Source organism: Streptomyces sp. 184, assembly GCF_045781775.1.
In the GTDB taxonomy this organism is placed as follows: domain Bacteria; phylum Actinomycetota; class Actinomycetes; order Streptomycetales; family Streptomycetaceae; genus Streptomyces.
This window is the reverse complement of record NZ_CP123230.1, coordinates 7,136,030-7,162,017: the sequence shown is the minus strand read 5'-3', so window position 1 is coordinate 7,162,017 and position 25,988 is coordinate 7,136,030. Positions and strand designations below refer to the sequence as shown.

The window sequence follows — 25,988 nt, the reverse complement described above, 5'->3', positions numbered from 1 at the left end:
ATGGATTCTTCGCGTACTCGGATCACCAAGGCTGTCATCCCGGCCGCCGGTCTCGGCACCCGCTTCCTGCCGGCGACCAAGGCGACGCCGAAAGAGATGCTGCCTGTCGTCGACAAGCCCGCGATCCAGTACGTCGTCGAGGAGGCCGTCTCGGCCGGACTCACCGACGTTCTCATGATCACCGGGCGGAACAAGCGCCCCCTCGAAGACCACTTCGACCGCAACCACGAGCTGGAAGAGGCCCTGCGCAAGAAGGGCGACGAGGCGCGCCTGGCCAAGGTCGCGGAGTCCAACGACCTGGCCAACATCCACTACGTCCGCCAGGGCGACCCCCGCGGCCTCGGGCACGCGGTGCTGTGCGCCGCCGAGCACGTGGGCGACCAGCCGTTCGCCGTCCTCCTCGGCGACGACCTCATCGACCCGCGCGACCCGCTGCTGGCCCGCATGGTGCGCGCCCGGGCCGACCACGGCGGCAGCGTCATCGCGCTGATGGAGGTCGATCCGCAGCAGATCCACCTCTACGGCTGCGCGGCCGTGGAGACCACCGCGGACAGCGACGTCGTGCGCGTCACCAACCTCGTCGAGAAGCCCGCCGTCGCCGACGCGCCCAGCAACTACGCGGTCATCGGGCGCTATGTGCTCGACCCCGCGATCTTCGACGTGCTGCGCACGACGGAGCCCGGCCGGAGCAACGAGATCCAGCTCACCGACGCGCTCCAGCGGCTGGCGACGGACGAGGAGCTGGACAGCCCGGTGTACGGCGTGGTGTTCAAGGGCCGGCGGTACGACACGGGCGACCGCGGCGACTACCTCCGGGCCATCGTCCGCCTCGCGTGCGAGCGCGAGGACCTGGGCGCCGACCTGCGCGCGTGGCTGCGGAAGTACGTCGCCGAGGAGATGGCGGATTGAGCGAGGCCGTGCAGGGAGCGACGGACGCGGGTGTGACGGGGCAGCCGCGGACGGGCGGCGTGACGCAGCAGACGGAGGCTGTGGCGCAACAGACTGATGCCGGGGCGCAGCAGACTGACGCCGGCGCGCCGGACACCGACGCCGGGGCGCAGGCCGCCGACGCCGCCCGGACGGGGCGCCCGTCCGCCGGGATGTGGTCCGTCGAGGAGCACATCGACGACATACTGCGGCAGGTCCGCCCGTTGGAGCCGCTGGAGATGCAGTTGCTCGACGCGCAGGACTGCGTCCTCGTCGAGGACGTGACGGCCGCCGTCGCGCTCCCGCCGTTCGACAACAGCTCCATGGACGGCTACGCGGTGCGCACCGTCGACGTCGAGCGCGCGAGCGACGAGTTCCCCGCCGTCCTGCGCGTCATCGGCGACGTCCCGGCGGGCGGCGGCGGCGGCGACTTGCCGCACGTCGGCGCCGGCGAGGCCGCCCGCATCATGACCGGCGCCCCGCTGCCGCCCGGCACGCAGGCCGTCGTCCCGGTGGAGTGGACCGACGGCGGCACGGGCCGCGGCCGGGTCGACGCCATGCGCCCGCACAGCGAGTCGCCCGCGGGCGCCGGCGGCGAGGTGCGGATCTACGCCCCCGCCGAGACCGGCCGGTTCGTACGCACCCGCGGCAGCGACGTCCTCGCCGGCGACCTGGTGCTGCGCGCCGGCACGGTGCTCGGCCCGGCGCAGATCGGGCTGCTCGCCGCCATCGGCCGTGGCACGGTGCGGGTCCGCCCGCGCCCGCGGGTCGTCGTGCTCTCCACCGGCAGCGAGTTGGTGCCTCCGGGCGAACGGCTCGCCCCGGGACGTATCCACGACTCCAACAGCTACGCGCTGACCGCCGCCGCCCGCGACGCGGGCGCCATCGCCTACCGCGTCGGCGCCGTCGCCGACGACGCCGAGACGCTGCGCGCCACCGTCGAGGACCAGCTCATCCGCGCGGACGCGCTGGTCACCAGCGGCGGCGTCAGCGTCGGGGCGTACGACGTGGTGAAGGAGGCGCTTGCCGAGCTGGACGGCGCGGCGGGCGGCGGCGTGGAGTTCCGGCGGCTGGCGATGCAGCCGGGCAAGCCGCAGGGCTTCGGCCGCGTCGGCGCGGACCGCACCCCGCTGTTCGCCCTCCCGGGCAACCCGGTGAGCGCGTACATCTCCTTCGAGATGTTCGTGCGGCCCGTGATCCGCAGGCTGATGGGCGTGGAGCCGGTGCACCGCCCGGTGGTACGGGCCAGGCTGACCGCCGGCGAGCCGCTGAGGTCGCCGGCGGGCCGCCGGCAGTACCTCCGCGCCTGGTACGAGCCGGCGCGGGCGGACGGCGGCGCGGACGCCGGGTCCGCGGACGCGGGCGGTGCGGACGACGGCAGCGCCGACGCCGGGGGCGCGGAGGTCACCCCCGTGGGCGGTTCCGGGTCGCACCTCGTCGCGGCGCTGGCGCGGGCGAACGCGCTCGTCGTCGTACCGGAGGAGACCACGGAGGTGGCGCCGGGCTCGACCGTGGACGTCGTCCTCCTCGGCTGAGCCCCGGCCGGGAAAAGCGCGGAGCCGAACGGCAGGCCGTGGAGGTACGGTGGCTCCGCGCGAATTCACCCCGGGAGCTCCTGACGCCATGAGCCAGCCAAGCCGCCTGACCCACCTCGACGACACGGGCGCCGCCCGCATGGTCGACGTGTCCGCCAAGGACGTCACCGCGCGCACCGCCCGCGCCACAGGTCGCGTCCTCGTCTCGCCGCGCGTCGTCGAACTGCTCCGCGGCACCGCACCCGGCGAGACGCTTCCCAAGGGCGACGCCCTGGCCACCGCCCGGCTCGCCGGCATCATGGGCGCCAAACGCACCCCCGACCTGGTCCCCCTCTGCCACCCGCTGTCCCTCTCCGGCGTCACCGTCGACCTGGATGTCGCGGACGACGCGGTGGAGATCGCGGCGACCGTGCGCACCACGGACCGTACGGGCGTGGAGATGGAGGCGCTGACCGCGGTGTCGGTCGCCGCGCTGACCGTTGTCGACATGGTCAAGGCCGTCGACAAGGAGGCGGTCATCACGGACGTCCGGGTCGAGTCGAAGACCGGCGGCAGGTCCGGCGACTGGAGCCGGTCGTGAGGGCCCTGGCGGTCACGGTGTCCAACCGGGCGGCGGCCGGGGTGTACACGGACACCGGCGGCCCGCTGCTCGTCGCGGGCCTGACGGAGATGGGCTTCGCCGCGGACGGCCCGCGGGTGGTGCCGGACGGCGAGCCCGTGGAGACGGTGCTGCGCGAGGCGGTCGCCGCCGGCTACGACGTCGTCCTGACCACCGGCGGCACGGGCGTCTCGCCCACCGACCGCACCCCGGAGATGACCGCCCGGGTGCTGGACCGCCAACTGCCGGGCGTACCGGAGGCGATCAGGGCGTACGGGTACGGGAAGGTGCCCACGGCCGCGCTGTCCCGCGGCCTCGCCGGGGTCGCGGACCGTACGGTCATCGTCAACCTCCCGGGCTCCTCCGGCGGCGTACGCGACGGGCTCGCGGTGCTCGCGCGGCTGCTGCCGCACGCGGTCGACCAGGTGCACGGTGGCGACCACGCACGCGGCGGCGACCACGCGCGCGGGGACGCCGACGGCGGCACGGACATGGATGCGGACAACCGCCCCAGACACCCCGGCGGTGCCCACTGAGCGCGTCCTGGCCCGCGGTGCTGGCGGAGGGACCGGTGACCCTCCGCCCCATCCGCGTGCGCGACCAGCGCGCCTGGCGGGAGATCAACCAGCGCAACCGCGACTGGCTGCGCCCCTGGGAGGCCACCGTCCCGCCGCCGCCCCCCGGCACCCCGCACACCCGCCGCCCCACCTTCCGGCAGATGGTCCGGCATCTGCGCAGCGAGGCGAGTGCGGGCCGGATGCTGCCCTTCGTCATCGAATACGAGGGCACGCTGTGCGGGCAGTTGACCGTGGCGGGTGTCACGTGGGGCTCGATGCGTTCCGGGCACGTCGGTTACTGGATCGACCGGGATTACGCGGGGCGCGGTGTGATGCCGACGTCCGTGGCGCTCGCCGTGGACCACTGTTTCCGGACCGTGGGGCTGCACCGCATCGAGGTGTGCATCCGTCCGGAGAACATGCCGAGCCGTCGTGTGGTGGAAAAGCTGGGCTTTCGCGAAGAAGGTGTACGTCCCCGCTACCTGCACATCGACGGCGCCTGGCGCGACCATCTGGTGTACGTGCTGACCGCGGAGGAAGTGCCGGAGGGGCTGGTCAACCGGTGGCGAGGGCTGCGTCACTCGGAGAAATGAAACAAAGATTCGATAGCGCGCGGGGTAAAAAGTCAGAAGAAAAGGTCGAGATATCAGCCAGATGGTGCGACACACCGAGCCAATTGGCCCATGCGCTGTCGCCGCGGCCTCTACCGTGTAAGGCGTGAGCAGCAGCGGCCTCATCTACGCAATGATCGTCGGGGCCTGGGCCGCCTACTTGGTGCCGATGTGGCTTCGTAGGCAGGACGAGCTGAACGAAGCCCGTCCGACGGAACGCTTCAGCACCGCCATCCGGCTGCTGACCGGACGGGGCGGGGCGGACCGTACCCAGGACCAGGACGACACGGGCTCCGGCCCGGTCCCCGGCCCCGGTCCCGAGGACGCCGGAGACGACGACGAGAGCCCGGACGCCGCGCCCGCCGCCGGCGGCGTGGTCGACGTCCGGGCCGCTGCCGTGCCCCTGACCGACCCCCGCGCCGCCGCCCCGCGCCCGCGCCGTACCCGCAAGGAGACCCCCGCGGCCCCCGTGGCGCGCCCGGGGGTGGCGGCGCAGGCGAGGGTGGAGGAGGAGCCGGAGGGGCGTACGGACGCGCAGGCGGGCAAGAGCGCGAGCCCGCACGCCCCCGAAGCCGACCCCGCCCCGGTGTCTGGGACCAAACCTGCACCCGCCTCCGCCTCTGCTCCCGCCCCCGCGCGCAGCCAGCCGCCGCAGTCCACCCCGGAACGCCGGGCGCGGGCACGGGTGCTGGCCCGCCGGAGGCGCACGCTGACGCTGCTGTTCGTCGCGCTGACCGCGGGCGCCGTGGCGGCCTCGGTGGGCGGCCCGCGGTTCCTGTGGGCCGTCGTGGTCCCGCTGCTGCTGCTCACGGCGTACGTCGTCCGCGTACGCACCCAGGAGCGCCGCCGCCACACGTTCACCGCGGACCAGGCCCGCGGCGAGGCGGCGGCCCGCCGCCTGCGCGAGGACCGCGAGGCCGCGGCCCGCCGGACGTACGACGACGCCGACGACACCCCCGCCGCGGACGCCGGCGACGACGGCGGCACCGACGCCGACGACCCCTCCGCCACGGCTCCCTTCGACGCCCCGGCGGCGGCATACGAGGCGGACCGCAGGGCGCTCGTGGAGCAGACCGACCACGCCGAGTGGGTCGACCAGCAGCGCGAGCGCGACCGCCCCGCGGACGCCGGCTGGGACCCCGTACCGGTACCGCTGCCCACGTACGTCACGGCCCCCGTGGCACCCCGCGCCACCCGGGGCCTGGACTTCGACGCCCCGGACACCTGGAGCTCGGCCCGCTCCAGCCCCGCCGAACCCCCGGACCCCCAGCCGGAAACCCCGGACGACCCCACCCCGGACACCCCCCACCGCCCCCGCCCCACCAACCGCACACCCCTCTTCGACCAGTACGCCGACCCACCCCGCCCACGCGCGGCGAACGAGTAGCCGCGCGCCCTGTCACGACCGGAACCGATTTCCTGGCCAGGGGCCCGGGATGCTAAGGTTCCTTCCGTTGTGAGGGCCTGTAGCGCAGTCCGGTAGCGCACCTCGTTCGCATCGAGGGGGTCTGGGGTTCAAATCCCCACAGGTCCACTTCAACTTCAGGCCGTTCTTGAGTCTGCTCAGGTCCGGTTGACGAGATCCCGCCGATCATCGTGATCGAGCGGGATCTTTGCGTTTCAACGGACCGCGACGAGGCGGCGACGTGGTCTCGTATGGCGGCTGCGGTTCACACGGGGAGGTCGTTGGTGGGGTCTCCCCGTGCTACCCCGACGGACGCCTCGTAGCGCCGGCGCAGGATCCACTGTTCGGCCATGATCTCACCTCAGGGTGCCTGGATGCCGCCGTTGCCGATGGCGTCGATGCCGATCACCCTGTTTCGGTGCCCTCGGGGGTGAAGCCGGTGGCCTCCCAGGGGATGGTGATGGCCGTGTCGATCTCTCAGGTGTAGCTGGAGGCCGGCCTTTCCTTCACTTGCAGACGAAGTTCGACGATGGACGGCCGGTGGCCGTGGCCGGCTTCTGCGCGCGGAGTGCGAAGGCCCGTAGGACGAGCGCCGTCTCCATCCCGCACAGGGCCACGCCGAGGGCGGCGTGAGCGGCGAGTGAGCTTTCCAGGCCCAGAAAGGTCTGGACGAAGGCGGCCGCCAGGATGCCGGTGGCCGCCAAGAGCGGCCACCTCAGCCAGCGGTTGCGGCGCCACAACAGCACGGCGGCCACGACCTGAAGGAACACCAGGATCTCGAACACATAGGCGTTGAAGCCATGCGCGTCGATCGAACCGACGTCGCCGTTCAGGAGCAATCCGGCCAGCAGGCCCTGCACCAAGGTCTCAAGACAGGCAAGAGCCGCCACGGTCCGCAGCAGCATGACCGCTCCACGACCATCCACCCCCGTGGCCGCCGTGGCCGGCATGGCCGGCCCGACGTGGGAGGGCGCATCCGCGGCAGAGGCGTCATTCATCGAAGTCCCCATTTCGTTCGGCTTCTTGGCGTTGATCGGACACCTTGAGCGGCCCCCGGACGCGGCTCTCGATCGTCACCACCACCGGTATCTCTCCGGCCGGGCCAGCCGCGCGGGAGCCCGCGTCGGCGGCCTGGCGCCCGCGCACGTGGTCGGCTGGGGCAGCCGTGTCCTTGTCGCAGGACAGGTGTCGTACTGTCCGGGATCAGGAGTGTGCGGGCAGCAGCCCGGTGCCCTGGGAGTCCTGGGCGCCTGCCGCGTCTGTGGCGTCCGTGGCCGGGAGCTTGGGGCGCGGGGTGTTCATCAGGAAGGCGACGATCACTGCACCGGCCAGGATGATTCCTGCGGCCCACGTGCCGGCCGTCGCGAAGCCCTCCAGCGCTGCCTGCCTGGCGACGGCCGGGCTGCGGCCCTGCGAGGCGTGCGACGCCAGGTAGTCCGCGGTCGCGCTGGAGGCGATCGTGTTGAGCAGGGCGGTCCCGGTCGAACTGCCGACCTGCTGCGCGGCGTTGAGGCTGGCCGAAGCGACGCCCGCGTCGCCTGGGTCGATGCCGTGGGTGGCGTAGTTGAAGGCCACCGGCATGATCATGCCCGCCCCGACGCCGAGCAGGAGCCCTCCGACCAGCACGCCCTCGACGTAGGAGGTGTCGGTCTCCATGGTGAGGATCCACAGCATGCCGGAGGAGACGAGAAGCATGCCGGGTACGATCAGCGCCCGCGGCGGGAGTCTGGGCAGCAGGCGGGCGGTGAGCCCGCCGGCCGACACCAGGACCGCCGTGGTCATCGGGAGGAAGGCCATGCCCGTTCTGATCGGCGAGTATCCCTTGACGGCCTGTAGGCAGTACGTCATGAAGAGGAACGCTCCGAACATGCCCACCATGGCAAGGCCCGCCCCCAGGTAGGCGCCGCCGCGGGTGCGGCTGGCGATCAGGCGCATCGGCAGCAGCGGCTGCGGCACCCGGCTCTCGGCGAGGGCGAACGCGGCGAGCAGCACCACGCCGGCGGCCAGCAGGCCGATGACCGGCGCGGAGTCCCAGCCGTCGGACTCGGCCCTGCTGGTGCCGTAGACGATCGCGACAAGGCCGCTGGTCACCAGCAGCACGCCGGGGATGTCGAACCGGGTTCTGCCCGGGCGCCGCGACTCGGTCAGGATCCCGTACCCGCCGATCGCCGCGATGAGGGCGATGGGGATGTTGACGTACAGGCACCAGCGCCAGTCCAGGTAGTCGGTGAGCGCCCCGCCCGCCAGCAGCCCGATCGCGCCGCCCGCGCCGGTGATGGCTCCCCAGACCCCGAAAGCCTTGGCGCGGTCCTTCGGCTGTGTGAACATCACCGTCAGCAGCGACAGCGCGGAAGGACCGAGCAGTGCGGCGAAGCCGCCCTGCATGGCGCGGGCGGTGAGCAGCATCTCGAAGTTCGACGCCGCGCCGCCGAACGCCGACGCGCCGGCGAAGCCGAGCAGTCCGATCAGGAAGGTCCGCTTGCGGCCGGTGTAGTCGGCGATCCGGCCGCCGAGGAGCAGCAAGCTGCCGAACGCCAGCGTGTACGCGGTGATGATCCACTGCCGGTCGCCGTCGGAGATCCCCAGATCGCTCTGGAGCGACGGCAGCGCGATGTTCACCACCGTGGCGTCCAGAACGATCATGAGCTGGGCCAGCCCGATGAAGCACAGCGCGGCCCAGCGGCGCGACGTGACCTCCGGGCCCGGTGCCTTCGCGGTTGCCATTGACTTCGTCCTCACTCGTGCCGATGCGGGCCGCGCGGATCGTCCGTACGGCGTCCTGACGAACATGGGTCGTCGGCAGCCGGACCCCTGTGACGGTGCGGTCGTGTGACCTGCGCCACCGGCCCCGGGTGTCACAACGCGGAGCGGAGCGGCGACTCGTGCGTGAGGCATGATCGAGAGCCAACAGACAGGAGCCGTTCATGAGCCGGCACAGCGAGCACGCAGCGGAGACGCGCGCTCGGGGCGACCGGGTGGATCCGGCCACCGCGGCGTTCGTCTCCCACCGCAACCTGCTGTTCACCGTCGCCTACGAGATGCTCGGCTCGGCCGCCGACAGCGAGGACGTGCTCCAGGAGACCTGGCTACAGTGGGCGGACGTCGACCTCGACACGGTGCGGGACCAGCGGGCGTTCCTGATGCGGATCACCACGCGCCGGGCACTGGACCGGCTGCGTACGCTGGCGCGGCGCAAGGAGTCCTACGTCGGGCCCTGGCTGCCCGAGCCGCTGCTGACCTCGCCTGACGTGGCCGAGGACGTCGAGCTGGCCGACAGTGTCTCGATGGCGATGCTGCTGGTGCTGGAGACCCTGGGGCCGACCGAGCGGGCGGTGTTCGTGCTGCGCGAGGTCTTCGATCTGCCCTACGGCGAGATCGCCGAGGCCGTCGAGAAGAGCGAGGCCGCGGTCCGTCAGATCGCCCACCGGGCACGGGCCCACGTCGCCGCGCGCCGACCGCGCACCGTCGTATCCGCAGCCGAGACCCGGGATGCGCTCACGGCGTTCCAGAGGGCGCTCGAATCGGGCGATCTACAGGGCCTGCTCGACAAGCTCGCGCCGGATGTCGTGTACCTGGGCGACAGCGGCGGAGCCGCGCCGTCCGCGGGAGCGCCCGTCGTCGGGGCCGTCCAGGTGGCCTCCTTGCTGACCACATCCAGGCTGGGCCAGCTTGCCACCGTGAAGCCGGCACAGGTCAACGGATACCCGGCGCTGCTCCTCCAACTGGACGAGGAGACGACCGCCGTCCTGGCCGTACGCATCGATGAGGGCAGCATCACCGGGCTCTACGTGGTACGCAACCCCGAGAAGCTCTCGCACATGGCACATGTGACCGCCTTGAGCCGCTGAGCCGGCTCCTCCCCGGGGCGCATCGCCGCGTGTATCCGGTCGGTCGCCTCGGCGCCGAGCGAGACGCCCTCGCCCTCGGGGCCGGCCCTCCGCGCCCAGGCGCATGGACGGGGAACGATCACTCCGCCGATGGGGAAAGATCTTCGCGGACCTCTGCACAAGCAGGCCGATCCCACTCGTGAACGGCCGACTTACTTCAGGGGCCGCCTCTCCGGCAGGTGAAGAACGCCGTGCAGTGGCATCCCGGGACCGGATTTGAGGTCTGTCCGAATTCTCGATGACAACCGGGAAATCGCGGATGGGGGTGACGCTCGCCGTCGCCTTTGCCTCGGGCGTAGGGGCCGGTTGTGCTTCAGCGGCCCCTACGAGGACAGCCGGGAGTCCCGGCTCACCGTCCGGGGAGGTGGGCGATGGCGTCGATGTCGACGAGGAAGCCCAGGGGCGGCGGGGACTGCATCGTCATCCGGGCCGGCAGGTAGTCGTCGAAGTACGTCTCGTAGACCGCGTTCATCTTGGCCCAGTCGTCGACGTCCTTCATGTGGATCGTGACCTTCACGAGGTCGTCCAATGTGCCGCCGGCCGCTTCCAGTATCAACCGGATGCTGCCCATGACGTGCGCCGTCTGCTCCTCGATGCCGCCCTCGACGACCTGCCCGGCGGCAGAGTCATAGGGGACCGTGCCGGAGATGAACAGGAAGTCGCCGGCCTGGACGGCCTGGGGGAACGGGCCGACGGGGAGTACCGCGTTCGGCGTGTGGATGACGCGCTTGGCGGGTGTGTGCTGTGTGTCGTTCACGAACCACCTCCGGGTCGGGTCGGGCGGCGCTCGACCGCCTCGCTGCCTGGCTGTTCGGTATGTCTTTGGGCTGCGTCCGCGCCGCCGTACCGCGCGGGCGGATAGCTCATGACCGAGAGCACGCGGGCCCCTTCGCGGGAGAAGTACCGGTGCGTCGTATCACCCGGGAACCAGAGGGCCTCGCCTGGCGACAGTTCCGTCTCCTGGCCCTGTGGGCCCGCCTCCAGTGAGCCCTCGATGCAGTACACGAGTTCCTCGGTGCCGGGCGGATGCAGGCTGGTGTACGGGGTCCCGGCCAGGACGCGGACGTCGTAGATCTCGCTGCGGTGACTGCGGCCCTCGGCGAGGATGAGACGCGCTACCAGGCCGCTTTCGGATGTCATGGACGGGCCGTCGTCGGCGCGGATGAGCCGGGTCTGCGGCAGGTTCTCTTCGCCGAGCAGTGTGCCGAGGGTGATGTCGAAGGCGCGTGCGAGGCGCCACATCGTCTCCAGCGACGGGTTGCCGGCGCCGGATTCGAGCGTCGACAACAGAGTTTTCGACAGGCCGGTCCGGCCCGCCAGCGCCCCGAGGGACCAGCCGCGGGCCTCGCGGTGAGACCTGACGGTCCGGGCCACGCCGCCGCTCGTGGAGGCGAACGCACTGTCCATCATAGTTTCCGAACGTACAGTTTAATTGCCGCCTCGTAAAGACTCCGGACCGCGGTGGGTCTTGCCCGACCGAGTTGTCCGGGCCCGGCTCGCAGTTCCCGTGCAGGGGCGTCCGGAGTTCCGCCTTCCGGTGCCGCGTGGTCGGGCAGCGCCGGTGCGCGGGACGTGGATGCGCTCCGGTGAGGGGCGCGTACGGACGGACCCGTTCCGCCGTCGAGCGTGGCTTTCGCGGCGCTTCAGTGCCGTTCCGCCTCGTGGGCAGCAGGCTGCCGGCCGGTCCGTCAGTCGGGCTGCTTCTCCATATGGGCGAGGACTCGGTTCGAGATGTGGGCGAGCGTGGCGAGTTCTTCGCGGGTGAGGGCGTCGATGAACAGTCGGCGGACGTGTTCGACGTGCATCGGCGCGGCGTCTTCGATCGCCGCGTAGCCGGCCGGTGTGGCGACGATGAACGCTCCGCGTCCGTCGTCGGGGCAATCCTCCTTGGCGACCAGTCCGCGTTTCGCCATCCGGCCGACCTGGTGGGACATCCGGCTCTTCTCCCACTCCACCAGCTTCACCAGGTCCATGAAGCGCATCCGCCCCTCGCCGGTTTCGGTGAGTTTGACCAGCACGAGGTAGTCGGAGGCCGACATGCCGGAGTCGGCCTGGACCCGGCGGGAGAGGCGCCCGATGAGCTTCTCCTGCATGCGGATGAAGCTGTCCCAGGCGGCGGTCTGCTCCGAGGTCAGCCAGCCAGACGATGCGTCCATGGGGGGAGCGTAACGAGGCCGCCGGCCCCATTCCTTCCCCAGGCCGGGCCGATTCCGCATCCCTGGTCGCCGCAGTCGTTCTCACCGGCGGCATCACGGCCCTCGTCATCGATCGTCATCAGCCGGGTGGGCTTGCGACCCCGCTGGGGAGAGGCTGTTCGGCCCAGATGGTCTTGCCGTCCGTCGTGTAGCGGGTTCCCCAGCCCTGGCTGTACTGGGCCACCAGGAAGAGCCCGCGTCCGCCTTCGTCGTCGGTCTGGGCCTGGCGCATGTGGGGGGAGGTGTTGCTGCCGTCGGAGACTTCGAGGATCAGGTTCACGTCGCGGACGAGGCGCAGGTCGACGGGGCCGGAGGCGTGGCGGATGGCGTTGGTCACCAGCTCGCTGACGATCAGCTCGGCGGTGAAGGCGAGTTCTTCCAGGTGCCAGGCGTCGAGTTGCTCGGTGGTGAGGGACCGGGCCTGGCCGACCGCGGTGAGTTCGCGGGGAAGGCGCCAGGTCGCGACGTTCTCCTCGCCGATGGATCGTGGGCGTGCGACGAGGAAGGCGACGTCGTCACGGGGGCCGTCCGGGAGCAGCAGGCGCTCCATGACGTCGCAGATCTCTTCCAGCGGGTGGTCGGGGTAGGCCAGCGCGAAGGCCAGCCGTGTGAAGCCGAGATCGATGTCGCGGTCGGAGGAGGCGGTGATGAGGCCGTCCGTGTAGAAGGCGAGGACGCTTCCCTCCGGGATCTTGAGGTGCGTGGATTCGAAGGGCAGGCCGCCGAGCCCGAGCGGGGGTCCTGCCGGGATGTCCAGGAACTCGACGGCTTTGTCGGGGTGGGCGATGGCCGGTGGGGGATGTCCCGCGCGGGTGATGTCCGCGGTGCGGGAGATGGGGTCGTACACGCAGTACACGCAGGTGGCCCCGATCACGCCGGGGATGTGGCGGTCTCCGGTCTCCGCTTCGTCGAGGTGGGCGACCAGGTCGTCGAGGTGGGCGACGAGTTCGTCGGGCGGCAGGTCGAGGGCGGCGAGGGTCTGGACGGCGGTGCGCAGGCGTCCCATGGTGGCTGCCGCGGTCATCCCATGGCCTACGACATCGCCGACGACCAGTCCGATGCGTGCACCGGAAAGGGGCAGCACGTCGAACCAGTCTCCGCCGACGCCCGCGTGGGTGTCGGCCGGCAGGTAGCGGTACGCGACTTCCACGCCGGTCGGGGTCGGCAGGTCCTTGGGGAGGAGGTGGCGCTGGAGGGACAGGGCGGCGCGGTGTTCGCGGCCGAAGCGCCGGGCGTTGTCGATGCAGACGGCCGCGTGGGCGGCGAGTTCCTCGACGAGCAGCAGATCGTCGGCGTTGAAGGCTTCGGGGTTCTTCCAGCGCACCAACGTGGCCACCCCGATGGTGATGCCGCGGGCGCGCAGGGGCACCACCAGGTGGGAGTGGATGCCGACTTCCCTCAGTTTGTCCGAACGCGCCGCGTCCTGGGACAGCCAGGGGGTCGACAGATCCACGGTGGGGTCCAGCACGGGACGGCCCGTGGCAATGCACCGCTGCTGGGGGGACGTCTCGGAGTAGGCGACCGGTGCCCCCAGCGGCGCCACGGATTCCGGGAGGTCCTCTCGGACGGACTGCTGAGCGCGCCGGATCAGTTCGGCGGAGCCGGGGATCAGGACCGGATCGGGCTCGTGGCCGTGGATGACGGCGGCGGAGAGGTCGACGGCGACGAAGTCGGCGACCTGCGGCACCAGCACCTCGGCGAGTTCCTGGGCGGTCCGTTCGAGATCCAGCGTGCTGCCGATGCGGATACCGGCCTCGCTGATCAGGGTGAGGTGCCGTCGCACCTGGTAGTAGCTGGTGACATCGAGTACCGCCTGGCCCATCCCCAGGGTGTGGCCCGCGGGGTCCTGAAGCCTGAAGGAGGAGCGGGAGCGGACGTGCGGCAGGCGGGAAGAGGAGTCGTCCGGGGGATCGACGTGGGAGACGGCGACCTGCGGCTCACCCGTGTCCAGAACCTTCTGGGCGCGGGCTTCTGTTACCGGGCCGACCCCTTCGGGAACGGTGTCGCCCAGTGCGCGGCCCACCTGTTGCCGTGCGGGGACGCCCTCCATGCGTTCCAGGGCGGGGTTGACCATGACGAGCTTCAGTTGCGGGTCCACGACGGCCAGCCCGAACGGGGACTGGGTGAAAAGCCCGCGCAGGATCGCGTGCTCGCGCTCCCGCGCCTGCGCGGTGGCGAGGGCGGTGGCGACGATGAGCCAACTCGCCCGGTGATCGAGCCCCAGCGGACAGACCTGCGCCCTGACCGGGAAGTGGCTGCCGTCGCGGTGGTGGGCCGTGAAGGAGCCCGTCCATCCTTTTCCGGCCGGGTTCCGTTCGGCTATTTCCCAGCGCTCGTCCCACGGAATCTCCAGGAATTCCGTGACAGGCTGTGCGACCGCGTCCGCCGTAGCGTAGCCGAACAGCGCTTCCGCGCCATCGTTCCAGTGCTGGACCAATCCCTGTGAGTCAACCACGACCGCGGCATCGGTGATGTCGAACCGATAGCCTTCTGTTCCGCCGCCAGACGCTTGCGGCCTGTCGGCTTTCGGTGATCCCACATTTCCATGGTGCATCCGTTTGACCGAGTGCACCACCGTCGGCGGCGGTGCGTTCGGGACGGGGGACTGAGGGTTACCCGGCGCTGGGAGAGATGTCGCCGGGAAGCGTCGCTTGGTGAATCCGCGCGTAGCCCTTTCCACCTGGGAGCGGTCCGTTCCGCCTTCGTCGCCGCGTGCCCGACTCCCGCGTCCGCGACGGCCGTCAGGGCCGGTCCGCACCGGGTCGGCGGCCGGGCCGGTAGTTGACGCATCAACTACTGGCCGCCTAATGTAGGTGACGCATCAACCAACTGGGTGGGGTCGGCAGCCGGGCGGCCCGCGGACGCGAAGCTCCAGAAGGGGAATCCCATGAGCACCGAGAACAGGGCCGGACTCGACGCGCTGCTGACGCCCGAGGAGGGCGTCCTCGTGCTGATCGACCACCAGCCGTTCCAGTTCGCCACCTCAACAGCCACGAGCCGACGATGCTCGTGAACAACGTCGTCGGACTCGCCAAGGCCGCCAAGGTGTACGGCGTCCCCACCATCCTGACGACGGTGCTGGAGGAGCGCGGCGGCCGTCTCGTGCAGGGCCTCCAGGATGGGTTCCCGGAGCGGCAGCGCGACTGGGCCCGCGAGGCGACGGTCCCGGGGGCCGCCGAGGTCCAGCGGCAGCACGGCGGTGCCACCGGGGTGGCCTACGCCTGGGAGATGCAGCTCCTCGCCACGCCCGCCGGAAGCGGGGCCTGACACCGCCACCTGCCTTGCGTGTACGGGTCGCCGGACAGGGCGGCGACCCGTATCCGAACGGGGGTGGAGCACTGAGCACGATTGCCGATTCATGTAAACGGGCGTGGAAAAAGGCCCACGCGGAAGGCACATGGAGGACACATGGCAGTGGAAGTGAGTGACGTTCCCGAGGCCAAGCGGTACGAGGCCAGGGTCGAGGGTGAGTCCGAGGTCGCGGGAATCGCGGACTACATCCGTACGGCGGAACTCGTCGCGTTCGTACACACCGAGGTCTCGCCGGAGTACGAGGGCAGGGGAGTCGGGGGAGCACTGGTACGTACCGCCCTCGACGAGGCGCGCGCCGCGAACCTGCGGGTGCTGGCCGTCTGCCCGTTCTTCGCGGGGTGGATCGCCCGGCACCCCGACTACGGGGACCTGCTCTATCAGTCCCGCAGCAAAGTCAGCGACTGAACAACGGGCTTGGCAGCGAGGGAGGCCGTATGAGCGGCGGAACCGAGAAGAAGTCGTACGAAGGACATTCGATCACCGTGACCTTCGAGGCCAGGCGCTGCCTGCACGCCGCCGAATGCGTCAACGGTCTGCCGGAGGTCTTCGACCCGGGCGCCCGCCCCTGGATCCGGCCGGACGGCGCCGGGGCCGAGCGCCTGGCCGACGTGGTGCGGCGCTGCCCCTCGGGTGCGCTGCAATACGAACTCGCGAACGGAGAGGCGGAGACCCCGGACCGGCCCACGCGGATCTCGCGCAACTCCGTCGGGCAACTCGTCGCGCGCGGCGAGTTGAGCACGGAGACGGCGGCGGGCCCGCGCGCGGAGACCAGGGCCGTTCTGTGCGGCTGCGGGCAGAGCCGCCTTCAGCCGTACTGCGACCACGCCGGGGCATGCGGTCGGACGGCATAGCCCTGCTCGGGTCCCGCTCACTCGGAGAAAGGCATGAGATCCAATGACGTCGGACTCGATCCCGACGTGACAGCGTAGAAGTCGCCCATCTGCTTGGAGGAGGACGAATGCGGTCGGTCATTCCCGACTATCTGACCGAGGCACTCGGAGACGTCGAGTCGGACTCTTCCGGGGAGTCGGCGGGATACATTCCCGAGCTTGCGACAGCGGACCCCGAACGCCTCGGCGCGGTTTTCGCCACCGTGGACGGCGAGGTGTACGGAGCCGGCGACATCGATACCGAGTTCACGATCCAGTCGATCTCCAAACCGTTCACGTACGCGCTGGCACTGGCGGATCGCGGCTTCGACGCCGTGCTCGCCAAAGTCGGTGTCGAGCCCTCGGGGGAGGCGTTCAACCAGATCTCCCTCGAAAGCGACACCGGGCGCCCTCTCAACCCCATGATCAACGCCGGTGCGATCACCGCCCACTCGCTCGCCGGCTCGCCGGACATGGACCCGGCACAGCGCGTGGAGCGCGTGGTCCACGGCCTGTCGGCGTTCGCCGGCCGCCGGCTGACGACGGACGAGGCGGTGTGCGCGTCGGAGATGGAGCACGCGCACCGCAACCTCGCCATCGCCCACATGCTCCGCAGCCACGGCATCCTCACCGAGGACCCGAGGGCGGTCGTCGACGGCTACGTCCGCCAGTGCTCCGTGCTCGTCACCGCGCGGGATCTGGCCATGATGGCCGCGACGTTGGCCAACCGCGGGGTGAATCCCCTCTCGGGTGAGCGGGTGATTCGCGAGCGGGTGGTGCGTCAGGTGCTGAGCGTCATGTTCACCTGCGGAATGTACGACGCGGCCGGTGACTGGGCGACCCAGGTCGGCATTCCGGCGAAGAGCGGCGTGGCCGGTGGCCTGATCGGGGCGCTTCCCGGCCAGATCGGCATCGCCACGTTCTCGCCGCGACTGGACCCTCATGGGAACAGCGTCCGGGGGGTGTCACTGTTCGAACGGTTCTCCTCCGATATGGGTCTGCACGTCATGGAGGTCCCGCCCGCCGCGCGTGCGGTCGTACGGTCCAACCACCTCGTCGGCAGCGGACCGAATGCGATCCGGGTCCTCCAACTGCAAGGTGGGGTCGGCTTTGCCGGAGCCGAGAAAATCGTTCGGGAAACCCTGGACACCGCGCCCCGGGAAGTCAGGGTGGCCTTCGATCTCACCAGGGTCTATTCGATCGATGACGTAGCCCGGCGCATGTTGCTGGAGGTCGTGCGCCGGCTCACGCTCGACGGCCACGACGTCTACCTCGTCGACCCGGAATCGATCGTGCCCGATCCGGATCCCGGCGACGGCGGCCGGGTCACGGTCGTGGGCAGCGTGGAACAAGCCGAGGCTCCGCCGCACGAGGAGGCCCAGAGAGGGAGCGTGTGAACCGGGTGGTGGAGCGGGGCGAAGGTCTGCTCGACGGCGTGGCGATACGTTGGCCGCATGACACTCCTGCATCTCTCCGAGCACGGTCCGGCCGCTGACGTGGGCGCTCTCTCGTGATGCCGGGTCTTGACGAGGTACGCGGTGCCGCCCACGGGCTGCGCGGGCGGATCCACCGCACACCGATGATCGAGTCGTCGGCCCTGGACGAGCTGTTCGGTGCCACGGTCACCCTGAAGGCGGAGCTCTTCCAGAAGACCGGCAGCTTCAAGGTCCGCGGGATACTCCACAAGCTTCTGCGGCTGACGGCCGAGGAACGGGAGCGCGGGGTCATCACCGTCTCGGCCGGCAACGCCGCCGGAGCACTCGCCTGGGCCGCGCGGGACGCCGGCCTGCCGGCCACCGTCGTGATGGCGAGGACCGCGGTGCCCGCGAAGATCGAGGCGGCCCGCGCGTACGGTGCCCGGGTGGAACTCGTCGACGGCGATCTCGTCGGGGCCTACGAGGCGATCCGCGACGAGCGGAAACTGACCGGCGTGCACCCCTTCGACGACCTCGACGTGATCACGGGCCACGGCAGTCTCGGCCTCGAAGTGCTGGAAGACCGACCCGATGTCGACACCGTGCTCGTACCGGTCGGCGGAGGCGGCCTGATCTCCGGTGTCGCGCTCGCCGCCAAACTGCTGCGCCCCGGCATCCGGGTCATCGGCGTCGAGCCGGAAACCGCCGACGTGGTCAGCCGCAGCCTCGAAGCCGGAGCGCCGCAGCGGCAGCCCACCGCCAGGAGCGTCGCCGACGGCCTCGCCGCTCCGGTCTGCGGAACCCACAACTACGCTTTCATCAGGGACTACGTCGACGAGATGGTCCGCGTCAGCGACAGTGCGATCGTGGAGACCACCCGGCTCGTCATGTCACGGACGAAACTGGCGCTGGAGCCCGCCGCGGCGGCCCCGCTCGCGGCCCTGTACGAGGGCAAGGTCGTGCCTCGGGGGCTGACCGCGAGCGTGGTCAGCGGCGGCAACCTGGACGTGTCGAGAATCCTCCAGGCGTGAGACGGCCGAGTCCTCTTCGGAGGGCGGCCCGGGCAGGGTGCCCGCCCGGCTGCAACGGCACAGGCGGGGAACGACGTCCCCCTGTCCGGGACGGCCGCCAACTGCGCAGCCGGCCGAGGGCTGATACGTGGGCCGTGGTTTCCGAAGGCGGAGCCTGGGTGTGGGGGGCCCAGGATGGGGGGGCCTGGGATCGGGACCTGTCGGGAGCCGGGCGTGGTGTGGCCGAGGATGCGGAGAACAGTTCCGCATTCCCGGAAAGGACTGACGTGCCATGCACCTTCGCATGCGTCCCCTCCTCCTCGGCCTGGCCGCCGTCCTGACTCTCGGCTTCGTCGGCACCGCCCCCGCGGCGTCTGAGCCGGAGCCTCCCGACCGCTACGTCATCCCCGGTGACCGCGCCTTCCCCGTCGGTCTCGCCTACGACCCGGACACCGGGCACTACTACACCGGCAGCGCCGCCGACGGCACCCTCTACCGCGGGCACGTGGACGAGGGGGCGGCCGAGGTCTGGTCGCCGGACGGGGCCGACGGGCGTACCGTCACCGCCGGGATGACCATGGACGGCAAGGGCCGGCTCTACGTGGGCGGTGCGGACACCGGCATGGTCCGCGTCTACGATCCGGAGGACGGTGAACTGCTCGCCGAACTCTCCGGCCGCGACGGCGGCTTCGTCAACGAGATCGCCATCGCCGACGACGGCTCGGCCTTCGTCACCGACTCCCGGCTCCCGGTGATCTACCGGATCACCGAACGGCGCGGGCAGTGGAAGATGAAGCCCTGGCTGGAGCTGGCGGACTCGCCCATCGACTGGGTGGACGGCGAGCACAACCTCAACGGCATCCTCGCCGTGGGCCACCGTCACCTGCTGGCGATGCAGAGCAACACCGGCCAGGTGTGGCGCATCGACCGGCGCACCGGCAAGGTCACCGAGGTGGACCTCGGCGGGGAGTCGCTGCCCAGCGGGGACGTGCTGATCTCCGACGACGGTCGCCGCGTCTACGTCACCCAGGGCAACCTCTACGCCGAGGGCAACCGCGAACCGCGCGTCGCCGTCGTGCAGTTCGCCCGCGACCTCACCCGCGCCGAGATCACCGACAGCCTCATTCCGCCGGGCGGCCTGCTGCACCCGGCCCAGGCCGCGCTCACCGGGCACGGGCGGCTGCTGGTGGTCAACACCCAGTACAACCGCTTCATCCAGGGGCTGCCGCCGGAGTCGCTGCCCTTCACCATCTCCAGCATTCCCGTGCCGGAGCGGGGCCGGGAGTCCGGCCCGGCGTGATCGGGGTCGGGGCCCGGGCCGGGAGCGGGCCCGGGCCCCGTTCCGGGCCGGGCTGTTTACGCTGGTGGGCATGGACCGCCGCGAGCAGCTCCGTGAATTCCTCCGAGGCCGTCGGGCCCGGCTCACCCCCGCCGACGTCGGCCTGCCCCACGCCGGGCGGCGGCGTACGCCGGGCCTGCGCCGCGAGGAGGTGGCGGTCCTCGCCGGGGTCGGGGTCTCCTGGTACACGTGGCTGGAGCAGGGGCGGGACATCAAGGTGTCCGCGCAGGTGCTCGACGCCATCGGCGGGGCCCTGCTGCTGACCCCCGACGAGCGCTCGTACCTCTTCCGGCTGGCCGGCCTCAGTCCGCCGCCCGCCGAGCCCGGGCCCGCGCCCCGCGCCGCGATCAACGCGGAGCTGCACCGCATGCTGGAAGCCTGGTTGCCCCGCCCCGCCTACATCCTGGACCGCCACTGGGGGCTGGCGGCCGTGAACAGCGTGGCGCGCGAGGTGTTCGGGCTCGGCGAGCGCGACTACAACTGCCTCGTGGCGTTCTTCACCAGCGCCCGCTACCGCGCCGCCTTCTCCCGCTGGGAGGAGGCGGCGCCGGACGTCGTGGCCCGGTTCCGGGCGGAGGCGGCCCGCCACCCGGACGACCCGGAGTTCGACCGGCTCGCCGCCGATCTGAGCGCGGTCAGCGGGGAGTTCGCCGCGCTGTGGGCCCGGCACGAGGTCACCGAGTCGGTGCACGGCACCAAGACCCTCACCCATCCCCGCTGCGGCGAGCTGGTTTTCGAGTACCGCCGCCTCCCCCTCCCGGACCATCCCGGGCACGAGCTGGTGCTGCACAACCCCGCGCCGGGCACGGGCACGCTGGAGCGCATGGAGCAGTTGGCCGCCGCGGTCGAGGCGGCCTGACGCCGGAGCCGTCCGCGCCCGCCGTTCCTGGTGGTACGGGACCCGGGATCGCTCCGCTCTGTCTCGCCGGCCGGGCCGGGCGCAAGCTCGGGCCATGAGTGAATCCACCACAGCCCGCTACACCGGCAAGACCGTCCTCATCACCGGCGGCACCAGCGGCATGGGGCTGGCGACCGCACGCCGGCTGCGCGACGAGGGCGCCCGGGTCGTCATCACCGGCCGCGACCGGGGCCGGCTCGACGCCGCCGTCGAGGAGTTGGGCGGCGACGCGGTCCTCGGGGTCACCGCCGACGCCGCCGACCTCACGGCCCTGGACGCCCTGATGGAGACGGTACGGGCCCGCCACGGCGGCCTCGACGTCGTCTTCGCCAACGCCGGGGTGGGCGTCTTCAAGCCCAGCGCCGAGATCACCGAGGCGGACTTCGACCTCGCCGTGGACGTCAACTTCAAGGGCGTCTTCTTCACCGTCCAGCGGGCCGTGCCGCTGCTGCCGCCGGGCGGGAGCGTGATCATCAACGCCTCCTGGACCCTGCACCGCGGCGGGAGCCTGCTCTCCCTGTACTCCGCCACCAAGGCCGCCGTGCACAACCTGGCCCGTACGCTCGCCGCCGACCTCGCCCCGCGCGGCATCCGCGTCAACTCCATCAGCCCCGGCTACATCGACACCCCGATGTACCCCGAGGCCGACCTCCCCGCGGACGTGGCCGCCGCCAGCCGCGCCCGGGTCCCGGCGCACCGCTTCGGCCGCCCGGCGGAGGTCGCCGCGGCCGTGGCCTTCCTCGGCTCCGCCGAGGCCGCGTACGTCAACGGCCAGGACCTCGTCGTCGACGGGGGTCTGGTCGCCGCCATCCCGGACTGAGCCCGTCCGCGCGCAGGGGCGAGCCCGTGGTGCCCACCACGGCAACCACGGCCGCCCCGGGCCGTTGCAACGTTACAAGCAGGGCACTCCAGCCGCTTCGCCGTGTGGTTTACAACGTTGCATCTTGATGCTGAGATGTCAGGGACGGCCCGCCGTCCGACCTGACGTCCCCCCTCAGGAGAGCCTTCGCCATGCCCGATTCGTACGCGCCCGCCCCCGCGGGGACTCCCCGGCCCGAGTACCCCCGGCCCAGCTTCGTCCGGGCGGACTGGCTCAGCCTCAACGGCATCTGGCAGTTCGCCCGCGACCCCGGTGACAGCGGGCTGGAGCGGGGGCTCGTCGGGGCCGAGCTGCCCGAGCGCATCGTCGTTCCGTTCTGCCCCGAGTCGGAGCTGTCCGGGATCGGGGACACCGACTTCCACCACGCCGTCTGGTACCGCCGCACCGTGCGGATACCCGACGCCTGGGCCGGACGCCGGGTGGTGCTGCACTTCGGGGCCGTCGACCACGACGCCACCGTGTGGGTCAACGGCCGCGAAGTCGTCCGGCACAGCGGGGGGTTCACCCCGTTCAGCGCCGACCTCGGCGGTGTCGTACGGGCCGGCGAGGACGCCGTCGTCGTCGTACGGGCGCGGGACGCCGCGCGGGGGCCGCAGGCGCGGGGCAAGCAGTCGACCGCGTACGACAACCACGCCTGCTTCTACACCCGTACCACCGGCATCTGGCAGACCGTCTGGCTGGAGCCCGTCGCGGACACCCACCTCCGGCGGCCCCGCATCACCCCCGACCTCGCCGCCGGCGGCTTCCACGTCGAGGTCCCCCTCGCCGGCCGCCGCACCGGCCACCGCGTGCGCGCCCTGCTGCGCGACGGGCACGGCGTCGTCGCCGAGGCCGAGGTCGCGGCCGACTTCGACCTCGCGCCGCGCCTCGTCGTGCCCGTACCCGACGACCGGCGCCGCCTCTGGTCCCCCGAGGATCCGCATCTGTACGAACTGACGCTGGAACTGACCGGTCCCGACGGCAACGTGATCGACACCGCCGTCTGCACCGCCGGTCTGCGCGCGGTGACGGTCGACGGGAAGCGGATCCTGATCAACGGCAAGCCCGTCTTCCAGCGCCTCGTGCTCGACCAGGGCTGGTACCCGGACGGGCTCATGACCGCCCCCGACGACGCCGCCCTCGTCCGCGACATCGAACTCTCCCTCGCCGCCGGCTTCAACGGCGCCCGCCTGCACCAGAAGGTCTTCGAGGAGCGCTTCCTGCACCACGCCGACCGCCTCGGCTACCTGGTCTGGGGCGAGTTCGGCGACTGGGGCGCCGGTACCGGGGGCCCCGTCGGCCCCGACAACCAGCAGCCCACCGCCGGCTTCGTCGCCCAGTGGCTGGAGGCCGTCGAACGCGACTACTCCCATCCCTCCGTCATCGGCTGGTGCCCGCTCAACGAGACCCGCCAGGAGCTGACCGACCGGCAGAGCGTCCTCGACGACGTCACCCGCGCCATGTTCCTCGCCACCAAGGCCGCCGACACCTCCCGGCCCGTACTCGACGCCTCCGGTTACGCCCACCGCGTACCGGAGACCGACGTCTACGACTCGCACTGCTACGAGCAAGACCCCAAGGTCTTCGGCGAGCTGATGGCGGGGCTGAGCGCGGGCACCCCCCTCGTCAACCCGCAGGACGAGGCGCCGGGCCGGACCTGGTCGCTGCCGTACGGCGGACAGCCCTACTTCTGTAGCGAGTTCGGCGGCATCTGGTGGAACCCCGAGGACGCGGCGTCGGCGGGGGAGGACCGGCTGGTGTCGTGGGGGTACGGGCAGCGCCCGCGCGACGAGGAGGCGTTCCACGAGCGCTTCGCCGGGCTGACGGGGGTGCTGCTGGGGGACCCGGACATGTTCGGCTACTGCTACACGCAGTTGACCGACGTCTTCCAGGAGCAGAACGGGATCTACCGGTTCGACCGGTCGGAGAAGCTCGACGTGCGGCGGGTACGGGAGGCGCAGCTCAGGCCGGCGGCGTTCGAGGGGGAGGCGGGGGCGTAACGCCTGCTCGCGTGACGGTGGCGGGTGCGGTGGCGGGGTCTGGGGCGGGGGCGAGGGCCGCGGCGGGGCCTGGCGCTGGGGCGGGGCGTGTGCGTCTGCGCGTACGCCCCCTCCTCACGCGCTCCGCCTGACCTCCAGCCGGTGCGCCGCCACCACCTGCCGCGCCGGCCGCCTCCCGTCCGCGATCCGGTCCAGCAGCAGCCCCAGCGCCGTCCGCGCGATCTCCGCCTTGTCCGGCGCGATCGTCGTCAGCGTCGGGTTGCTGTACCGGCCGTCGTCGATGTCGTCCACCCCGACGACCGCCACGTCCTCCGGCACCCGCAGCCCGCGCTCGTGCAGCGTGTGGATCGCGCCGAGCGCGAGGAGGTCGGTGTAGCAGAACACCGCGTCGGGGCGGGCGCCGCGGTCCAGGGCGGCGGCCATCGCCAGCGCCCCGTCGCGGCGGTGGTACGAGGGCGTGTGGACGACGAGCGCCGGGTCGTACGGGACGCCCGCAGCCGTCAGCGCCCGGCGGTAGCCCTCCGTCCGCCGCGGTGCCGTGCCGCCGCCGTGCGGCTCCTGGTGCCCGAGCGCGGCGACGCGCCGCCGGCCGCGGCCGAGGAGGTACGCGGTGGCGTCGGCCGCCGCGGCGACGTTGTCGATCGCCACGTGGTCGACGCCGGTGCCGGTGATGCGCTCGCCCAGGAGCACCAGCGGGGTGCTGCCGCGGCGGTGGTCGAACTCGTGGCGCTCGATGCCGAGAGGGCTGAAGAGTACGCCGTCGACCATGCCCGGGTTCATGCCGCTGAGCACGAAGCGCTCGGCTTCGAGGCGGCCCTCGGTCTGGTCGATGAGCACGGTGTACCCGCTCTCCCGGGCGGCCTGCACGACGTGCCGGGTCAGCTCGGCGAAGTACGGGATGTCGATCTCGGGTACGGCGACGGCGATCAGGCCGGCGCGGCGCAGCCGCAGGTTGCGGGCGGAGAGGTTGGGGCGGTAGCCGAGCTGGTCGATCGCCCAGTGCACGCGCTCGCGGGTGGCGGCGCTGACGGGACGGTTGCCGGACAGCACGTTGGACACCGTGGTGGGCGACACCCGCGCGAGCGCGGCCACGTCGCGCACGCCGATGGCGGCGTTGCGCTGGGGCGATGCTTCCGGGGGCGGCGGGGTCGGCATGGGGCCATCTTCTCAGGGCGGCGGGGCGGGGGCCCGCGGGGAACTCTGGGGTGCGGACGATCCGTTGTGGGAGGAGTTCGCAGAGTTACCGAGGTGCGCACACCCCTGCCGTCCACTGTCACGGAAGGCCCGCAACCATGGCTCCGAACCACCCCCGCATCTCCCGCCGCCTGCTCCTCGCCGCCGCCGGCGCGACGCTCACGGCCGCGACGGCGGCGGCCGGCACGGGCACGGCGGCCGGCACGAGCGCGTCGTACGGGACGGGCAGGACGTACGGCACGGGCGGGTCGTACGGCACGGGCGGGTCGTACGGTCCGCGGACGCCGTCCGGTACCGGCGGCTGGCCGACCGAGTTCCCGCTCCCCGACGGCTGGCTCCCCGAGGGCATCACCATAGGCAGCCGCCCGTACGCCTACATGGGCTCCCGCGCCAACGGCGCCATCCTCCGCGCCGACCTGCGCACCGGCGCGCTCAAGGTCGTCCACGCCGGCGCCCCCGGCACGGCGTCCATCGGCCTGAAGCTGGACCGCGACGGCCTCCTGTACGTGGCGGGCGGCGCCGGCGGCACGGCCGCCGTCATCGACGCCCGCACCGGCACCGTGGTCGCGACCCACCGACTGACGCCCCCGACCGGCCACTTCGTCAACGACACCGTCCTCCTCGGCCGCACCGCCTGGTTCACCGACTCCAACGAGGCGGTCCTCTACGGCGTCCCCCGCGGGCGCCGCGGCAAGGTCCGGGCGCTCCCGCTGACCGGCGACTGGGTGCAGACGCCGAACGTCTTCAACGCCAACGGCATCGTCGACACCCCGGACGGCCGCGGCGTGATCGTCGTCAGCAGCAGCCCCGGCCGCCTGTACCACGTCGATGTGCGGACCGGGCGTGCCACGGAGGTCGCGGTGCGCGGCGCGGCGGACGTCGTGAACGGGGACGGCCTGGCCCGCGTCGGCCACACGCTGTACGTGGTCCAGAACCGCAACAACCTGGTCGCGGCCTTCCGCCTCGACCGCGCGGTCCGCACCGCCACGCTGCACCACACGATCACGGACCCCCGCTTCGACGTCCCCACCACGGCGGCCCGCCACGGCAACCGCCTCTACCTGGTCAACGCCCGCTTCACGTCCCCCCAGGAACCGGACACCACCTTCAACGCGGTCGCGGTCCCCCTCTGAGGCGCCGGAGTGCCCGACCCCGGCCGGCTCAGCGCGCGGCAGATCGGTGACATCACCGCGTACGTGGACGTCGCCGCCGGCTGGTGGCGCGACGGTGCGGCGGGTGGCCGACGGGAGCTTCAGCGGGGTGGTGCGGGTGGGCGGGGCCTGGCGGCGGCGGGGTGCTGCCGGAGGGGCGATCGTGTCGAATTAGTTCGATTCTGTGCGCATCTTGACCTCTCTTCGGTGGCGGTCGCATTCTGGG

The 25,988-nt window shown here is 71.9% G+C and carries 23 protein-coding genes, 1 tRNA gene and 1 pseudogene; 18 read left to right on the top strand and 7 right to left on the bottom strand.

Annotation, left to right across the window (positions count from 1 at the left end; genetic code table 11):
* The 7 genes from galU to QBL21_RS30365 all read left to right on the top strand — a co-directional run bounded on the left by galU (position 1) and on the right by QBL21_RS30365 (position 5,762).
* Positions 1–909 (top strand): UTP--glucose-1-phosphate uridylyltransferase GalU, encoded by a 909-nt coding sequence (gene galU / locus QBL21_RS30395; RefSeq protein WP_407565434.1) that lies wholly within the window; start codon positions 1–3, stop codon positions 907–909.
* A 191-nt stretch (positions 910–1,100) separates the two neighbouring features.
* Positions 1,101–2,462: a gephyrin-like molybdotransferase Glp gene (glp, locus tag QBL21_RS30390; RefSeq protein ID WP_407566613.1), complete on the top strand. Its 1,362-nt coding sequence runs from the start codon at positions 1,101–1,103 to the stop codon at positions 2,460–2,462.
* Positions 2,463–2,550: 88 nt separating this feature from the next.
* On the top strand, positions 2,551–3,042 hold the full coding sequence (gene moaC, locus QBL21_RS30385; RefSeq protein WP_407565433.1) for a cyclic pyranopterin monophosphate synthase MoaC: 492 nt from the start codon (positions 2,551–2,553) through the stop codon (positions 3,040–3,042).
* Entirely contained in the window at positions 3,039–3,596 is a 558-nt protein-coding gene (locus tag QBL21_RS30380) for a molybdenum cofactor biosynthesis protein B (protein ID WP_407565432.1), read from the top strand. Before moaC ends, QBL21_RS30380 begins: the two co-directional genes overlap by 4 nt.
* A gap of 35 nt (positions 3,597–3,631) precedes the next feature.
* On the top strand, positions 3,632–4,210 hold the full coding sequence (locus QBL21_RS30375) for a GNAT family N-acetyltransferase (protein ID WP_407565431.1): 579 nt from the start codon (positions 3,632–3,634) through the stop codon (positions 4,208–4,210).
* Positions 4,211–4,334: 124 nt separating this feature from the next.
* Positions 4,335–5,615, top strand: coding sequence for a gephyrin-like molybdotransferase receptor GlpR (gene glpR / locus QBL21_RS30370; protein ID WP_407565430.1), 1,281 nt, complete (start codon positions 4,335–4,337; stop codon positions 5,613–5,615).
* Between the two features lie 73 nt (positions 5,616–5,688).
* A tRNA-Ala gene (locus QBL21_RS30365) sits at positions 5,689–5,762 on the top strand.
* A 377-nt stretch (positions 5,763–6,139) separates the two neighbouring features.
* Here the strand turns inward: QBL21_RS30365 and QBL21_RS30360 are convergent.
* Positions 6,140–6,538, bottom strand: coding sequence for a hypothetical protein (locus QBL21_RS30360; protein WP_407565429.1), 399 nt, complete (start codon positions 6,536–6,538; stop codon positions 6,140–6,142).
* 298 nt (positions 6,539–6,836) lie between these two features.
* Positions 6,837–8,357 carry an MFS transporter gene (locus QBL21_RS30355; protein ID WP_407565428.1) on the bottom strand — a complete coding sequence of 507 codons (1,521 nt, stop codon included), beginning with the start codon at positions 8,355–8,357 and terminating at the stop codon, positions 6,837–6,839.
* A 200-nt stretch (positions 8,358–8,557) separates the two neighbouring features.
* Between QBL21_RS30355 and QBL21_RS30350 the strand changes: the two genes are divergently transcribed.
* On the top strand, positions 8,558–9,481 hold the full coding sequence (locus QBL21_RS30350; RefSeq protein WP_407565427.1) for an RNA polymerase sigma-70 factor: 924 nt from the start codon (positions 8,558–8,560) through the stop codon (positions 9,479–9,481).
* Positions 9,482–9,869: 388 nt separating this feature from the next.
* On the opposite strand, the gene QBL21_RS30345 is transcribed toward QBL21_RS30350, so the two are convergent.
* The 4 genes from QBL21_RS30345 to QBL21_RS30330 all read right to left on the bottom strand — a co-directional run bounded on the left by QBL21_RS30345 (position 9,870) and on the right by QBL21_RS30330 (position 14,269).
* Positions 9,870–10,277, bottom strand: a complete 408-nt coding sequence (locus tag QBL21_RS30345) for a RidA family protein (RefSeq protein ID WP_407565426.1) — start codon at positions 10,275–10,277, stop codon at positions 9,870–9,872.
* Entirely contained in the window at positions 10,274–10,894 is a 621-nt protein-coding gene (locus tag QBL21_RS30340; protein ID WP_407565425.1) for a helix-turn-helix domain-containing protein, read from the bottom strand. The genes QBL21_RS30345 and QBL21_RS30340 overlap by 4 nt, the downstream gene beginning before the upstream one ends.
* A 314-nt stretch (positions 10,895–11,208) precedes the next feature.
* Positions 11,209–11,676 carry a MarR family winged helix-turn-helix transcriptional regulator gene (locus QBL21_RS30335; protein WP_407565424.1) on the bottom strand — a complete coding sequence of 156 codons (468 nt, stop codon included), beginning with the start codon at positions 11,674–11,676 and terminating at the stop codon, positions 11,209–11,211.
* Positions 11,677–11,794: 118 nt separating this feature from the next.
* A complete protein-coding gene (locus QBL21_RS30330) occupies positions 11,795–14,269 on the bottom strand; it encodes a SpoIIE family protein phosphatase (protein ID WP_407565423.1) in 2,475 nt (824 codons plus the stop codon).
* 333 nt (positions 14,270–14,602) lie between these two features.
* Here QBL21_RS30330 and QBL21_RS30325 point away from each other — a divergent pair.
* The 9 genes and pseudogenes from QBL21_RS30325 to QBL21_RS30285 all read left to right on the top strand — a co-directional run bounded on the left by QBL21_RS30325 (position 14,603) and on the right by QBL21_RS30285 (position 23,417).
* A pseudogene (locus QBL21_RS30325) lies at positions 14,603–14,982 on the top strand (hypothetical protein).
* Between the two features lie 141 nt (positions 14,983–15,123).
* Positions 15,124–15,432 carry a GNAT family N-acetyltransferase gene (locus QBL21_RS30320; RefSeq protein ID WP_407565422.1) on the top strand — a complete coding sequence of 103 codons (309 nt, stop codon included), beginning with the start codon at positions 15,124–15,126 and terminating at the stop codon, positions 15,430–15,432.
* A gap of 29 nt (positions 15,433–15,461) precedes the next feature.
* On the top strand, positions 15,462–15,878 hold the full coding sequence (locus QBL21_RS30315) for a (4Fe-4S)-binding protein (RefSeq protein WP_407565421.1): 417 nt from the start codon (positions 15,462–15,464) through the stop codon (positions 15,876–15,878).
* Between the two features lie 107 nt (positions 15,879–15,985).
* Positions 15,986–17,293 (top strand): glutaminase, encoded by a 1,308-nt coding sequence (locus QBL21_RS30310; protein ID WP_407565420.1) that lies wholly within the window; start codon positions 15,986–15,988, stop codon positions 17,291–17,293.
* A gap of 116 nt (positions 17,294–17,409) precedes the next feature.
* Positions 17,410–18,342 carry a threonine/serine dehydratase gene (locus tag QBL21_RS30305; RefSeq protein WP_407565419.1) on the top strand — a complete coding sequence of 311 codons (933 nt, stop codon included), beginning with the start codon at positions 17,410–17,412 and terminating at the stop codon, positions 18,340–18,342.
* A gap of 283 nt (positions 18,343–18,625) precedes the next feature.
* On the top strand, positions 18,626–19,621 hold the full coding sequence (locus tag QBL21_RS30300) for a hypothetical protein (RefSeq protein WP_407565418.1): 996 nt from the start codon (positions 18,626–18,628) through the stop codon (positions 19,619–19,621).
* Positions 19,622–19,691: 70 nt separating this feature from the next.
* Entirely contained in the window at positions 19,692–20,519 is an 828-nt protein-coding gene (locus QBL21_RS30295) for a helix-turn-helix transcriptional regulator (protein WP_407565417.1), read from the top strand.
* 94 nt (positions 20,520–20,613) lie between these two features.
* Positions 20,614–21,378 carry an SDR family NAD(P)-dependent oxidoreductase gene (locus tag QBL21_RS30290; protein WP_407565416.1) on the top strand — a complete coding sequence of 255 codons (765 nt, stop codon included), beginning with the start codon at positions 20,614–20,616 and terminating at the stop codon, positions 21,376–21,378.
* 191 nt (positions 21,379–21,569) lie between these two features.
* Positions 21,570–23,417 (top strand): glycoside hydrolase family 2 protein, encoded by a 1,848-nt coding sequence (locus QBL21_RS30285; RefSeq protein ID WP_407565415.1) that lies wholly within the window; start codon positions 21,570–21,572, stop codon positions 23,415–23,417.
* A 114-nt stretch (positions 23,418–23,531) separates the two neighbouring features.
* On the opposite strand, the gene QBL21_RS30280 is transcribed toward QBL21_RS30285, so the two are convergent.
* Positions 23,532–24,572 carry a LacI family DNA-binding transcriptional regulator gene (locus tag QBL21_RS30280; protein WP_407565414.1) on the bottom strand — a complete coding sequence of 347 codons (1,041 nt, stop codon included), beginning with the start codon at positions 24,570–24,572 and terminating at the stop codon, positions 23,532–23,534.
* A 137-nt stretch (positions 24,573–24,709) separates the two neighbouring features.
* On the opposite strand from QBL21_RS30280, the gene QBL21_RS30275 reads away from it, so the two are divergent.
* Positions 24,710–25,744, top strand: coding sequence for an SMP-30/gluconolactonase/LRE family protein (locus QBL21_RS30275; RefSeq protein WP_407565413.1), 1,035 nt, complete (start codon positions 24,710–24,712; stop codon positions 25,742–25,744).
* Positions 25,745–25,988 lie beyond the last annotated feature (244 nt).